Genomic DNA, 15,023 nt, shown 5'->3' with positions numbered 1-15,023 from the left:
TCAGAACACGATCCTTCCTATAATGGCATTATACTAAATCGTGTCCATAGATTCATACTACATCCAATTCCAATATTGAGTCATTGCCGGATGATTACATATGTTCCGGTAGCTCTGTATAACTACTATAAACACGCAGGGACTACGACTACTTCATACAAAGATCCTCACTTGTTTGATATTTATACGGCATATAAAGACATATTAACTGACGTGAATGAAAGATTCCTAAGAGAAGCTGAATTTTGTGTTGCCAAGAGAATCATGATAAATATTGATACCATCGAATTTGGATATCATTTAGGCTATTTTATTCAACTTATCCAGCAGTTAAGTAATCATTTTAAATTAAATCAATTTATTGACCAAGACGATTATGTCAGTAGCATTTATTGTTTTATGAGTGTTGATTTATTAAAGAATCATATTTTTGTAGACGGGAAGGTTACTTTTGATTCTATGGACGCGTATAGATTTGATGAGACAGTTATTGACATGAATGGAAAAACATTTGCGAATTCAGATTTAGAATTAGGCGGAATAATTTTGTCAAAAAATATTAAAATACAGTCTCCTGTTGGTTATTTACGCACTTTGGGTAATTTTGTTATCTTTGGGAATGATAACAAAATTGTAGCAGTGGGTTTAAAACAAAGAAGTTTAATCGTACAAAGAATGTTTTTAACGAAACACAAGTTGGCTGTGGATGAGATTCTGGAAAAAATAAATTTATTAATCAAGGGGGAAGAAAATTTTATGTTCGATGTCGGGGTCTATAACGTTTCGGATTTGAAACATAAACTAAGTGTTAAAGAGGTGACAAATGAAAGCTCTAATATCTGATCTTGATGGAACATCAGAGAGCAATGAGTCAATCCTGAAAAGTATAAAGGGTCTATCATCAGTCAGAACTAACGCAACCCAACCGAATGAGACGTGCATTCGAATTTACCACTAACAAAACTAACAAGCTACAAAAAAAGCCCATCAAGCGGGCAACTTGATGAGCGGAGGAAGAATAGATAAATGTGACATACAACCGGGCAGTTGCATGAACACGTTTTGTCAATGAGAAGCGGGCAACTTCTATTGACGTTAGCAACTAATCTGAGCGGGCACTCAGTTAGCGCATAAGAGATTCATTAATTGTGCTCATATGATTGAAAGGATGTGTCCGAGGAATAAATCCACAAGAATTAAAATACGAATTCTGTGTTTTTATCGCCTTGGCCGATCATTTCGAACCACCATGATTCACAATTTTATAAGGGGAGGAATAAAAATGAAGAAAACTAGCAATTAGTTTTGGGGATCACTAGGCTACGGGCCTAAATCACTTCGTCACTGGAGTAGGCGACGAAGGAGAAATTCTGATGCTTCGTTGCAATCACCTCTGCTTTCTATGTTGATAACTATACCGCCGAGGTTTGAAAGAAGTGTGCGACAAAAATGGTTCTTCTGGGGTAAATTTGTGATGAAAATATGAAAAAAGCAACGAGCATAAAACTTTCTCGTTACTTTCATTGACGCTATAGTCCAAATCTTTTCAAAAACGTGCTCACCCGTGATTGATATTCCTCGGGATCGATTGCAAAAGCTTCGGCGTGCTTGGCGTTGGGAACGATCCACATTTCTTTTGGCGCGCTCGTGGCCTCGAAGTTTTTGAAACACATGCTGGTGGGAACGTAATGGTCTTTTTCACCATGAATGAAGAAAATTGGCCGCTTATTTGCCTGCAAGGCTTTCACCGAATCAACATCGTTTAATCCAAAACCAAGAACGACGCGATTGATCAAACTTGCAATCGGAATTGTGGGAAATCGCGGCATATGAAATTCGACTTTGGCGCGATAGGCAAGTTGCTCATGCAATGAACTGTAGCCACAATCTTCAATGATTGCTTTGACTTGCTCGGGTAAAATTTCACCGCTCATCATCATGACGATGGCACCACCCATGCTCACTCCGAAAAGAACCACTTCGCAATCTTCACCTAAATGTTCGACTAAATCTAAACACCAATCGCGATAATCGAGACGATCCAACCAACCAAAGTTGATCCAATCTCCAGAGCTTTCACCGTGACCACGATTGTCGGGCATTAACACATTGTAGCCCAGTTCGTGGAACATTTTAGCGTAAGCCGCCATTGTTTGTGCGTTGCCATGATAGCCATGCGCGATCACAACGGCTTTTTTCGTCGGCTGCGGATTAGGTAAGTAAAGTGCGTGAATTCGATTGCGTGGATCATCTTCGTACAACCACCAGTGCTCTTTTTCTTGCTGACCAAGCCATCTACTGAATTCATTAAAGGCAGCTAAATAGTCTGGGTCGTCCGTATCTGGTGCCAGTGGTGGATCGACGCGTGCGAAACCATAACGATAAAATTTCGTGGAGATTTGGCTCAATCCGAGGATAGAAATAGTGGGGATGAGAATACTCGCGGCTTTTTTCCATTTCATAGGGGATCACCTCATTTTTGTTTATCGATCAGGAATTTCTGACGGAATTTTTGTAAGTCTGATTTGGATAGTTGTAGCGCGTGTTGCCAATATTCGGAGATGCCACCGTAGCCTTCGTTGATCGTTTTCAGCACGCCTTCGATGTAGAGTGCTTCGCCTTCATGCGTGTTCATTTGGGCGACCGCCTGCTGAATTTTATCATTGGTGGGAGGTTCGCGTTTATCGGAATAGTTGTACAGATCGTTGGTCAACAAGTAATCTTGAATGATCACATCGTCAGGCACTTCCAACGCCATTAGAATCAAGGCGGCAGTCATACCGGTTCGATCTTTACCAGCCGCACAGTGAAAAACAGTTGCTTCATTATCGTGCTGGTCTAATAAAATTTGAAATGTTTTTGCAAACGCTTGTTGACTATGGCTACTCAAGACCACGTTTTGATAAATCCGCGCGATCGGATTTTCGAGATTAGGGATTTCGTGGCGCCAATTAAATAACTTTCTAACACGATGATTGCTCATGATCCGCCCGAAATTCGTTGGCGGATATAATGGATTGCTGATCAATTCGGCACCCGTCCAAGTTTGATCTGGATAAGATTGTTGCTCAGAAGGCGAGCGCAGATCAATATCGTGGACAATATCCAAGTCACCGAGTAAATGGCGGTCGCTAGCGGTCAAGCCGCCTAAAGAAGCCGCACGATAAATTTTCCGCCAGGCAATTTTTTGCCCGTGACTATTCGCGTAGCCACCTAGGTCGCGGAAATTGATCGAGCCATTCAAGACGACCACACGCTCGGGTGGAACGACTTTGTTGAGATTAGTTGAAGATTGAGCCATTAATGATCACTTCCTTCTGAAAATTGTGATGCGTAAGTATAAAAAATCAAAACCATTAAAAAGATTAAAAATTTTGTCTACTTTCGGTCGAAGTTGTTCCGGAAAAGTATGGACGAACACCGTGGGGACGGTTCCAGGATTTCCAAAGTACGGAAATTCTTCCACCTGCGATTCGAGCTTTTTGAAGACCACAAAAATCTCGAATGCGCCCCCTGCTGTAACCGAGCAAAAATCGCTCGCTAACACCAGTTTCACGGTGTGTCCATACTTTTCCTCCACAACTTCGACCTAGTCTATTGAATGTGGGGGAAACTTACTGCTGATTCATGAAGGCTTTGTTTGCGTGGCGTAGGAGTTTGTTTGGTTCCGTCAGAACGCTGCAGAAAAATGTTGCGCCTCGCTGTGGGGATGACTTCAAGCCTTTTGAAAAGCACAAAAGTCTTGAAGATCACCCTTGTTCTAGCGGGACTTGGGTTTAAGTGGTAACCGAATTATTGGTCAACCCATCTGAGAACATTTAGGAAATAAGTTGGTCCCGCAAGAACAATTTCACTGCGAGTCGCAACTTTTTCTTCCGCGTTCTGACTCATCTCGGCGGTTTTATAGTGGTGACTCGAGTTAACGTCTAGTCCTGTGCGACTAATTTGTACCGCAACTTTAATTTCTAGAGGACGAAAGGCGGACTTGATTATCACTCACACTTTTTAGAAGAACTATTTAAAGTCAAGGCAACAATGTCAAACAAGTTTGAGGAACCCTGTTATTCTAATTCTTCACTAAACGAAATAAGTTTAGGCAGAAGTTGCGGAAGAAAATAGTGGGATTGCTGTGGTAATTTTGTTAATGAGCGGGTTTTGCGAATTTACAAAATGGGAAAATATGAGATCCGACGGTTTTCCGGAGCTCATATTTTAGGCGGAAGAATTTCCGGCCTTTGGAAATCCTGCAGCCGTCCCCACAGCAATCCCACTATTTTCTGGAGCAACTTCTGCCGAAGGTAGAATAGAATTCTTAATATTTTCTACTACACTAGCGTTAAGAATCCCAAATGATTTTACCAATCCAACCTGAACGTATATACTGAATACAAGTATGAAAGGTGGATATCAATGTCACTGACACCCTTATTTAGTATCATCGTGCCCTTTTATAACGTGCGCGCATACATGGATCGTTGCATCCGTAGCCTGATCAAACAAACATATAGCCAGTTGGAACTAATTTTTATCGACGATGGCTCCACCGACGGCACCGGTGAGCGCCTCGATTATTGGGCGCAATCAGATTCGCGGATCCAGATTTTCCATCGTGAAAATCATGGCGTCTCTGAAACACGCAACTTCGGACTTCAGCAAGTAACAGGTGAATATCTGACTTTTGTCGATGGCGATGATTGGGTCGAACGTCAATTCATTGAGTTCATGGTCAAAGCCTTCCAAGATTCGCATGCCGCGATGGTTGTTTGCGGGTATTATTTAGATCCACGCGGTCGCTCCGCAGCGCTACAGGCCGAATCCGGTATTTTAACGCGTAAGGAAATGTTGAGCCGTGTGTTGAAACTCACGGGCAGTGTGCGCGGTTATACTTGGAATAAGGGTTATTTGACCTCTGTGATTCAGCAACATCGTTTGGAATTCACATCTGATATTGATTTGATGGAAGACCAGCTCTTCAATGTGCAGTATATTAATTTAACGCGCAATTTTTACTTTGATACACAGCCACTTTATCATTATGTGCAACGTGCGGACAGTTTGGTGCACGCTTTCGATCTGCAAAAAGTTCCTGACACGGTGGTCGCTAACTATCGAATCTTACAAGAATTGAATCATACAAATGCGGCCGAGCAAAGTGTAAAAAAACATGGTCGCCAACAAAAGAAACAATTGAAATATCGCAAATCCAATCTTAAACGTGCGAAGGATTTGAAGTCATTGTCTAAATGACAACAAAGTGAAATGTAAGATTGTTGCGTTAAGTACTAATTTCAAAGCGGCCACTTCTCACAGCTAATCGCGTTCGTCACCACTGAAATTTCCGGTTAACGAACAGATTCTAAAAATCTAAGGACCGATTTTTTGAATCTGTCGCGTTAATCCTCAATTTCAACCGTGGTGCCTCGCAGCTTTTACTGTTCAAGTCTTTCTCTCACGTGGTATTTAACGATCGTTGCGGTATCTTTGGGGTCAACTTGTTTGTCTTTTTCGAAGTAAACGGCAAATGAATCTTTCTTCGCGGGGTCTTCAACGATGATCAGTGGTGATTGTAAGGCGTTGCGTTGTTTGTAGATCTCGGCGCTGACACGGGCTGCTGCGAAATCGTGGGCGTTGGCGATGGCGTCACCGGGATTAAACAGGACATCTTCATTCATTAGAATCACTCCTTTTCTTTAATTATAACGAGAGAACGCACAAACATACAATGATAAGCAATCGCCAATTTCGACGGGGGTAATTATGGAAATAAATGTGAATCATACGAAACTTTATTATGTTCAAAGCGGGCAGGGTCAGCCGCTGATTTTGTTGCATGGCAATGGCGAAACGCATCAGATTTTTGATAAGCTGATGCCGACTTTGAGTGCCTATTTTCATGTGTATGCCTTGGATAATCGGGGTCATGGTAAAAGTGCGCGAGTTTCCGAGCTACATTATCAGGACATGGCTAATGACGTGGTCGATTTTATTAAGCAACTCGATCTGAAGGAGCCGTTATTATATGGCTTTAGTGATGGCGGGATCATCGGCTTGTTAGTGGCTAGTCAACATCCGCAGTTGTTACAAAAATTAATGATCAGTGGCGCCAACTTGAATCCAAATGGCTTACATCGTCGCGATCGCTTCGTATATTGGGGCTGGCATTTGGTGACCCAGCGGCCGGAATTGCGGATCCTAAACACCGAGCCGAATATTACTAAGGCAGATCTGCAACGGATCCAGATTCCGACGCTCGTGATGGCCGGCGAGAAAGATTCTGTCAAGATCAGCCACACGCGTTATATTTCCGATCAGATCCCCAATAATCGTTTGTTGATCTTGCCGAAAGAAACCCATAGTAGTTATGTGGTTGATAGCTTTAAGTTATTACCGATCATTCGTAAGTTTTGTAAATCGCAACCAGAATAGAATCGACGAAATAAGCTCACGTAAAAAGTCAGACGACTTTTACGTGAGCTTATTTGTTTGGTCGGTGTGAATTGATCTCGAAAATATCACAGCACTTTTTCAATATCTGGTTTCATTTTATCTGGGATCGTTTTTGGTGCATAGCGTTTAACGACGTTGCCATCGCGATCGACTAGAAACTTGGTGAAGTTCCATTTGATATCCTTGCCCAGTGTTCCTGGTTTTTCGGTCGCCAAATATTGGAAAAGTGGCCAGGCGTCATTGCCGTTTACGTCGCGAATTTCGTGCATTGGGAATTCGACGCCATAGGTTGTGCGACAAGATTCGACCGCCTCTTGAGTGTCGTCGAGTTCTTGTTTGAATTGATTCGATGGGAAACCGAGCACGACTAAATCACGGCCACGATATTCTTCATAGATCTGTTCCAAGGCCTCAAATTGTGGCGCGAATCCACATTTCGTCGCGGTATTCACGATGACCATTGGTTTGCCACGATATTCGTCTAACTTATATTTAGTGCCATCTGCTAAAACAACTTCATAATCATAAATTGACATATTAACGCCTCCTTACTATTAGTATACCGCTGAGAAAAATTTACTTGTAATTTCTTGCTCAAAGTTAAGGGCTTTTTAAGAGAGCGCCGATTTAAGTGCGCACATTATTATTTTGTGCCAGATACGTTTACCGATTGCTTTGTTAAACTGAAAACGTGTATGATTAATTGAGAAACAAGCGACAATAACTATGACTAGACCGCAATTTCTAGCGATAATTACTGTTGACTTGTGATGACAGGTTGAAAGGACGTTGACATGGCTAATTATATTGAAGTTGTCAATGCAAGTAAAAAATATCAAATGGGCGAGCAAACGATCATCGCTAACGATGCCCTAAATTTTAGTGTTAAAAAAGGTGAACTCGCCGTGATCCTCGGACCTAGTGGCGCGGGTAAATCTACTATTTTAAATATTCTTGGCGGGATGGATACGCCGACTTCTGGGCAAATTTTGATCGACGAGGTAGATATCGCTCAGTTTTCTAACCGTCAATTAACCGCCTATCGACGAACGGATGTCGGCTTTGTTTTTCAATTTTATAATTTGGTGCCGAATTTGACCGCGAAAGAAAATGTGGAGTTGGCAACGGCGGTAGCACCAGATGCCTTGGATCCGACCACGATTTTGGAAGAAGTCGGTTTGGCAAAACGGATGGATAATTTTCCCTCGCAATTATCTGGTGGCGAGCAACAACGTGTGGCGATCGCGCGGGCGTTGGCTAAGAACCCGAAACTTTTATTGGCGGATGAACCGACCGGTGCCTTAGATTTCGAGACTGGTAAACAAGTCTTGAAATTATTGCAAGATGTTAGCCGCAAGAGCGGACAGACGGTCTTGATCATCACGCATAACGCCGCTTTGGCACCGATGGCCGATCGTGTGATCCATATTAATGACGCGAAAGTTCGCGATATCGTCGAAAATCCGCATCCGACTGCCATTGACGAGATCGAATGGTGAGCCACATGAAAAATCAACTGCAATTTCATTTGCTCCATCGTAAAATTCGCGGTAGCTGGGGTCGATTCATCGCTATCGTGTTGATTATTATGCTGGGGGTACTATTATTCGTCGGCATCAAATCCAGCGGCCCAGATCTATACAATAATGCCACCGCCTATTTAAAGAGCCAGAAGGCCAGCGACGTCCAAATTATGTCGACGACGGGTTTAACCGATCGTGATGTCCAACTGGCTGAAAAAATGACTGGCGCGCAAGTGCAGCCGAGCAAATCGGTCGATGCCATCAGCAGTAAAAATAGTGACACGATCCAACTCTATAGCTATGCCAAAAAAGATCAATTAAATCAACTCTATTTAATTAAGGGTCATTTACCACGAAAAGCCAATCAAATCGTGCTTGATAACCTGGCTAGTGAAAATAATTATCAAATCGGCGATACGATCAAGTTGACCAATGATCAGCTGAAACGCCAGACGTATCGGATCGTCGGCTTTGCCACGTCGCCTCTTTTTATTCATCAGAGTTCACGGGGAACGACGACAGTTGGCGATGGTACCGTAGATTATTTTGCTTATACAGCGACGGCCAATTTTAAGGCGTCAGTTTATTCGAGCGTTTATTTACGTTTCACGAGTTTGCAGAATCGGAATAGTTATGGCACTACTTATCAGAAGCAGATCGATCAGAAGGTTAAGAAACTCAAGACTTATTTTGCCGGGCGGGCTAAAGTTCGCGATCAAGAAGTTCGCAGCCAAGCCTTAAAACCAATCGATGCGCAAGAAGCTGGTCTGAAACGCGCACAAACTCAATTAACACTTGCCAAACAGCAGGTGCAACAAGCTAGTCAAGGGAAAGTGACGACCACACCTGATATTAGTGCGCAAGAAGCTCAGCTGCAAATTGCGCAAGCCAATATTACCGCCGCTAAAAAGCAAGTTGACCAGCTAGCCAAGACCAAATTATATTTCAATGATCGTTCAGACTTGCCTGGTTTTACCGGCTATGGTGATTTAGCCGATCGAATTGCGGCGATCGCCAATGTCTTTCCGCTGATTTTCTTCTTGATCGCTATTCTGATCACCTTCACGACGATCACGCGGATGGTGGAAGAGGAACGCACACAGATCGGAACATTTAAGGCGCTGGGTTACACGCGGTCCGAAATTTCTCAGAACTATTATTTGTACGCATTATTCGCGGCGGCGTTGGGAATTGTGATCGGTGTGATTGCCGGCACCAACACTTTGCCTCAAATTGTCGTCTCGATGATGCAGAATCAATACGTTTATCCAGCCAGTTCCGTGAATTATGATTGGCCGACAATTGGCATCGCCATCTTATTGTCATTATTTGCTTCATTGGGTGCGGTATTGATCGTCGTCAATCGAGAACTACGCGAAAAACCGGCGGCTCTAATGCAAGCGAAGGCGCCCAAGGCAGGTAAACGAATCTTGCTTGAGCGCATCACGCCGTTATGGCGACGCTTGAGTTTTAATCAGAAGGTCAGTTATCGCAATCTTTTCCGCTTTAAGTCGAGAATGTGGATGGCAATTTTGGGAATTGCTGGCGGAACGGGGTTGATTTTAACCGGATTCGGGATCCGCGACTCCATCGATTATTCGGGTCAAACCGAATTCCACCAAATTCTGAATTATCAATCGGTGCTCAGCCTCGATGATGACGGCGCTAAAACAACAAAGACGGCTAAAATTCTAAAAGACGATTCTAAATATCGGGCACATTTACCGGTGTATATGGAAATGGTCAAGTTACAACGTAGCGGAGAATCCGTGGATGCCGTTTCGCTGTACGCCACGAATCAACCGCAGAAATTCCGCCAGTATGTTAAATTATCCCAGGCGATTCCGAAGAACGGTGCGTTGCTGAGTCGCAAAGCCGCCAAATTGTTAAACGTACAAGCAGGCGATAAGTTAACGCTGCGTGACGCGGATAATCGTCCTTATCAGATTAAGGTGAGCGGCATTACCGATAATTATGCCGGGCATTTCATTTACATGTGCAAGGATTATTTGAACGAGGCGTTGACGAAACGTTATCAACCATCGACCTGGTTGGTTAAATTAAAGACTCAGACCAAGGCACAAGAAAAGAAATTAGCCAGCCAATTATTGAAAACCGGCGAAGTCGTCAATAATTCCTACTTATCAACGCAAATTGATGCGGTTGATACGCAAACGGCGAGCCTAAGACCGATCGTTTTGATTTTTATTATTTTATCGGGCTTGCTGTCATTCATCGTGCTTTATAATCTGACCAACATTAATGTGTCCGAGCGAATTCGCGAGTTGTCGACGATCAAAGTCTTGGGATTTTTCGATCGAGAAATGACGATGTACGTTGTTCGCGAGAATGTGTTACTGACGATCATGGGAATTATCGTTGGTTTAGGATTCGGGAATTTATTGACCTGGTTTATTTTGCACCAGGCCGAAACCGCCGATGTGATTTTTCCACTGATCATTAGCGCCACAGGCTATATTACGGCTATTCTGATGACCATCATCTTTACCGTGATCGTCATGATCGTGACTCACTTTAAGTTGAAACGAGTCGATATGATCGAGGCACTAAAGGCTAACGAATAAAGCTTGAAAAAATTATTATCTACCTGCGGTCGAAGTTGCTCCGGAAAATAGACGGGATTGCTGTGGGGGATAGATTTAAGCCAATTCAAAAGCAAATTGTCTTAAATCACGTTTAGAGCTTTTTCGAAGACCGCGAAAAATCTCTAAAGCGCCCCTTTCTGTACTGGCTATCATGGCTTTAACGATGTCATTATCCGTAACTCACGAAGGTTCGAACGGCTAAAGCAGATTCGCAAAACTCGCTCATTAACAGAAATATCACTGCAATCTGTCTATTTTCCTCCGCAACTTCTCCCTAAACTTGATTTTATTTAGCGTAAGATTCAAATAACAAAGCCGGGTTCCTGCAATCTGAGTTTCATTGTTGCTTTACTCAAGGATTTTTTGATTGAGATGGCATGAGTGAACTTCGATTTCAGGAACCTTTTTGTGTGGTGTGTATATCCATTGCGCTTCTGTTAGGCGTACGGTATCATTATGCCATGAACCGGTTACAAGAGGATGGAGGAATTAAAATGCTATCATTGCAACATTTGACGAAATCATTCGGCGATATGAAGGCCGTTGATGATGTTAATTTCGATTTACATCATGGCGAGATTCTGGGCTTGATCGGGCAGAACGGTGCGGGCAAAACGACGACGTTTCGAATGATCTTGAATTTCATCGAACCTGATCAGGGCACGGTCACTTGGAACGATGCGCCATTTACGCAGAAGCAATATGATGAATTGGGTTATCTCCCGGAAGAACGCGGGCTGTTTCCGAAGATGACGGTTGAGAATCAGATTATTTATTTCGCGGAGTTGCGCGGGATGAAGCGGGCAGAGATTCGTCGAGAAATTCCCAAGTGGTTGTCGCGTTTCGAAGTGAAGGCGAAGCCAAACGATAAAATTAAAGATCTTTCTAAAGGAAATGCGCAAAAAGTGCAGCTGATCGCCACCCTGATCCATCATCCCCAGTTGGTTATTTTGGACGAGCCATTTAGTGGCCTCGATCCTGTGAACGTAGGGATTTTACGGGAAGGCATCATGGAGATCAAAAAGCAGGGCGCAGCGATTATTTATTCGGATCATAATATGGATAATGTCGAGCAGGTCAGTGATCAATTGGTAATGCTGCGTTTGGGTAAGATGGTTTTAAAAGGCACCGTTGCAGACGTCCGCCAAAGTTTCGGTCGGGTCAAATTATCGTTGGAGTCAAATCTGACCGCCGAAGAAGTACAGGCGATTCCTGGGGTAATCTCGGTCGTGCCTCATCGTCAGGCGCTCGAGATCACGTTGGCCGAAGAAGCAGCGGGCCATCGCGTGTTCGACTTGGCCACAAAGAACGGCTATATTCCTGAATTTAATCAACAACCACCGACGCTCGAAGAAATTTTCAAGATGAAAGCAGGTGAGCCCAATGAGTAAGTTCAAAACAGTTTTCCGCCAAGTCTATTTAAAAAATTTACGCAGTGGTTCCTTCATCTGGATGGTGATCGCGCCGATCGTGATTGCCTTAGTCGGTGGATTGATCGGTTATTTCATCGTGCGATCACAAGAGGACGTCAAGATGGCGATCGTCACGCCACAAGCTGAGTTACAACCCGCGTTGAAACAAATCAAGGCGGACAATTTAAAAGTGGATCGCAAAATCACGACCCAGAAGGCGGCACAAAAAGCCTTGAGCCAGGAAAAATTAGATGGTTACGCCGTGATCACGACTGAAAAACAAAATTTAAAAGTGGCTTATGTCAATCGCACTGATGGTCAAGATTTGCCGACAACGACCTTGGATGCGCAATTGACGCAACTGAATTTACAATATCAAGCCACCAGATTGAAACTCAGCCAGTCGCAACTAACGCAACTTTTACAACCGACTGAGACGACCCACAAGGCGGTTTCTTTCAAAGATGGCAAACAAGTGATGCGTAATGAAAACCAACGAACTATCAACGTGGTCTTAGCAACCGCAGTTGCCGTGGTGATGATGGTCTTCATCATGAGTTATGCCGGAATGATCGCTAGCGAAGTGGCTTCAGAAAAAGGCACGCGCATTATGGAAATCATTCTGTCTAGTATCGATGTGAAAACCCAGTTCCTGGGTAAAATTTGTGGGATTTTCGCATTGATCTTAACGCAACTGGCTGTCTATGGCGTGCTATTTATTGGCGGTCGAACGTTTATGAACAACTATTTATTCGGGCAATATCCACAATTGAAGTCGATCTTGAGTTCTCTAACTTTGCCAAGCTTTTGGTCGCTGCAAATTTTAATGACGATCGCCTTTTTCATTATCGGCATTCTGACCTATACGATTGTTTCGGCGATGTTGGGATCACTCGTGAGTTCTGTTGAACAAGTTCAACAAGTGGTCACACCGATTACGTTCTTCGCGGTTTTCGCGTATGTGATCGGATTGATGTCTGCAAATGGGAGCGACGCCTTATTAGTCCGGATTGCGGCCTACATTCCACTTATTTCCCCAATCGTGATGCCAGCTCGGCTGGCGACGGAGGCCGCGTCGGGCGCTGAGGCTTGGTTGTCCTTGGCGATTTCGATCGTGGCAATGGTGTTATTGTATTTCTTGTCGTTGACCTTGTATCGCGCCAACGTTTTAGTTTATTCGGATGGCAATGTGTGGCAATCGATGCGTAGCTCGTTTAATATTTTGACGAACCGGAGAAGCCGCAAGCAATAAAAGATAGATTTGCCTTTGGTAGCAGTTGACTCAGAATGCTGTGGGGACAGCGCTCAGCCAAATTAAAAACCGAATTGGCTTCGAAGTACGTAAAAATTAGTCTACCTGCGGCAGAAGTCGCTCCAGAAAATAGTGGGAGGTTGCTGTGGGGACGGCTGCAGGATTTCCAAAGACCGGAAATTCTTCCGCCTAAAATATGAGCTCCGAAAAACCGCCGGATCTCATATTTTCCCTTTCTGTAAATTCGCCAAAACCGCTCATTAACAGAAATACCACTGCAATCCCACTATTTTCTTCCGCAACTTCTGCCTAAACCTATTTCGTTTAGGCTAGGATGTTAATAACAGGGTTCCTCAAGTGTGATTGACATTGTGCCTTCACTGAGAATAGTTCTTCTAAAAAAATTGAGTGATAATCCCGTCCGCCTTTTTGTCATCTGGAAAATAAAGTTGCACTATAAATCAGTTACGCAGAACTATAAAAATGCCGGAACCAAACGACTAGTTTTTAGTAATTACCAAGAAAGAGGCCACAATGTTTAATCGTAATTCTGATTCTGATCACACACTCACCATATTGATTGCAATACTCATTTGGATCGCCGGCGTCTATTTACTCATTCACGATTATCTCAAGACCGGCGTTCTCAATGGGCCGATGGCTATTCTGCTCGTAATTGGTATCGTGATTACGGGGGCGGCGTTGTTTAGTAGCCATCGGAAATAAATCAAACTAATCAAATAAACACCAGATCAAGAGCGGAGCGATATTTTGCTCTACTCAATCTGGTGTTTTTATTTATCTAAAAATGAGAAGGTTCTAATTATTCGCTCAGATGACATCCTGAGACCAATTTTTTTGGCGAACGACTTCTTAATCACTAATTAAGTAGAATCCATCAGTATCTGTTATGCGATTAAATCAGTGGGTAATCTTTAATAATAAGCACTTAATTAAACTAAATATATAAACTCTAATATAAATCTATATTCTAATATTCGATTTAATATTTACTTTTTTATGTTTTTTTTAATGGCAATAATTATTTACTGATATACCGGTATTGATATCGATTGCAATGGTTATAAATGAAACTTAAATTAAAATAATAAAAAGTTTTTAGTGAAAAAGTGTTGACATTATTCTCTAATAATCATACAATTCTATCATTCACTAGAAATGTTTAATCTTTCTGGCAAAATATCTTAGGCGATTATATGAAGCGGAGGAATTAGAATGAAGTGGCAAAAGAAAGGATTAATGGCAACAATGCTGGTGAGCGTTGCATTGTTGGGCGCAGCTTGTGGTAACGGCTCAAGCTCATCAGAAAGCGGCTCATCCGACAAAGCACCAACAGAATATTCATATATTTATTCGACTGATCCAACCACGTTTGATTACACGGTAACCTCACGTGCAACTAACAGTGTTCATACTCAGGAGTTCGTCGAAGGTTTATTGACTCGTGATAAATATGGTCAATTAGTTGCCGGTGTTGCTAAATCATGGGACGTCAGCAAAGATGGTTTAACTTATACTTATCATTTACGCACGAACGACAAATGGTCCGACAGTGAGGGTAATGAGCAAGGTACAGTTAAGGCTCAAGACTTCGTGACTGGTTTGAAACATGCCGTTGCAGCTAAGTCAGAAACTTTATATGTTGTTCAAGACAGTATCAAAGGCTTGGATGATTATGTAAATGGTAAGACTAAGGATTTCAGCACGGTTGGGATCAAGGCTGTTAATGATCACACCTTGCAATACACATTGAATGCGCCTG

The 15,023-nt window shown here is 42.9% G+C and carries 13 protein-coding genes; 9 read left to right on the top strand and 4 right to left on the bottom strand.

Going from position 1 to position 15,023, the window contains the following annotated elements:
- Nucleotides 1-843 (top strand): hypothetical protein (locus tag EKM67_RS09420; protein ID WP_225417362.1); only part of this gene is annotated, 843 nt, incomplete at its 5' end.
- Between the two features lie 686 nt (nt 844-1,529).
- Here EKM67_RS09420 and EKM67_RS09415 read toward each other — a convergent pair.
- Complete coding sequence (locus EKM67_RS09415) at nt 1,530-2,462, bottom strand: alpha/beta hydrolase (RefSeq protein WP_125578766.1); 933 nt, start codon at nt 2,460-2,462, stop codon at nt 1,530-1,532.
- An 11-nt stretch (nt 2,463-2,473) separates the two neighbouring features.
- Nucleotides 2,474-3,301, bottom strand: a complete 828-nt coding sequence (locus EKM67_RS09410) for a tyrosine-protein phosphatase (protein ID WP_125578765.1) — start codon at nt 3,299-3,301, stop codon at nt 2,474-2,476.
- Nucleotides 3,302-4,410: 1,109 nt separating this feature from the next.
- Here EKM67_RS09410 and EKM67_RS09405 point away from each other — a divergent pair.
- A complete protein-coding gene (locus EKM67_RS09405) occupies nt 4,411-5,247 on the top strand; it encodes a glycosyltransferase family 2 protein (RefSeq protein WP_125578764.1) in 837 nt (278 codons plus the stop codon).
- Between the two features lie 182 nt (nt 5,248-5,429).
- On the opposite strand, the gene EKM67_RS09400 is transcribed toward EKM67_RS09405, so the two are convergent.
- Entirely contained in the window at nt 5,430-5,672 is a 243-nt protein-coding gene (locus tag EKM67_RS09400) for a hypothetical protein (RefSeq protein ID WP_125578763.1), read from the bottom strand.
- An 85-nt stretch (nt 5,673-5,757) separates the two neighbouring features.
- Here EKM67_RS09400 and EKM67_RS09395 point away from each other — a divergent pair, with 85 nt between their 5' ends.
- Nucleotides 5,758-6,426, top strand: coding sequence for an alpha/beta fold hydrolase (locus tag EKM67_RS09395; RefSeq protein WP_125578762.1), 669 nt, complete (start codon nt 5,758-5,760; stop codon nt 6,424-6,426).
- Nucleotides 6,427-6,512: 86 nt separating this feature from the next.
- Here EKM67_RS09395 and EKM67_RS09390 read toward each other — a convergent pair whose 3' ends face one another.
- The gene (locus EKM67_RS09390; protein ID WP_125578761.1) at nt 6,513-6,983 is read right to left on the bottom strand and encodes a glutathione peroxidase; all 471 of its coding nucleotides are present in this window, start codon (nt 6,981-6,983) and stop codon (nt 6,513-6,515) included.
- A gap of 258 nt (nt 6,984-7,241) precedes the next feature.
- Between EKM67_RS09390 and EKM67_RS09385 the strand changes: the two genes are divergently transcribed.
- The 6 genes from EKM67_RS09385 to EKM67_RS09360 all read left to right on the top strand — a co-directional run.
- A complete protein-coding gene (locus EKM67_RS09385; RefSeq protein ID WP_125578760.1) occupies nt 7,242-7,946 on the top strand; it encodes an ABC transporter ATP-binding protein in 705 nt (234 codons plus the stop codon).
- Between the two features lie 5 nt (nt 7,947-7,951).
- Nucleotides 7,952-10,555 carry an FtsX-like permease family protein gene (locus tag EKM67_RS09380; RefSeq protein ID WP_125578759.1) on the top strand — a complete coding sequence of 868 codons (2,604 nt, stop codon included), beginning with the start codon at nt 7,952-7,954 and terminating at the stop codon, nt 10,553-10,555.
- 515 nt (nt 10,556-11,070) lie between these two features.
- Nucleotides 11,071-11,967, top strand: a complete 897-nt coding sequence (locus EKM67_RS09375; protein ID WP_125578758.1) for an ABC transporter ATP-binding protein — start codon at nt 11,071-11,073, stop codon at nt 11,965-11,967.
- Nucleotides 11,960-13,240 (top strand): ABC transporter permease, encoded by a 1,281-nt coding sequence (locus EKM67_RS09370; RefSeq protein ID WP_125578757.1) that lies wholly within the window; start codon nt 11,960-11,962, stop codon nt 13,238-13,240. Before EKM67_RS09375 ends, EKM67_RS09370 begins: the two co-directional genes overlap by 8 nt.
- A 534-nt stretch (nt 13,241-13,774) precedes the next feature.
- Nucleotides 13,775-13,966 carry a hypothetical protein gene (locus tag EKM67_RS09365; RefSeq protein WP_125578756.1) on the top strand — a complete coding sequence of 64 codons (192 nt, stop codon included), beginning with the start codon at nt 13,775-13,777 and terminating at the stop codon, nt 13,964-13,966.
- A gap of 510 nt (nt 13,967-14,476) precedes the next feature.
- On the top strand, nt 14,477-15,023 hold a 547-nt coding region (locus EKM67_RS09360; RefSeq protein WP_225417361.1), incomplete at its 3' end, for an ABC transporter substrate-binding protein.

The sequence above is a fragment of the Lapidilactobacillus mulanensis genome, assembly GCF_003946215.1.
In the GTDB taxonomy this organism is placed as follows: domain Bacteria; phylum Bacillota; class Bacilli; order Lactobacillales; family Lactobacillaceae; genus Lapidilactobacillus; species Lapidilactobacillus mulanensis.
This window is presented reverse-complemented; position numbering and strand designations above follow the sequence as displayed.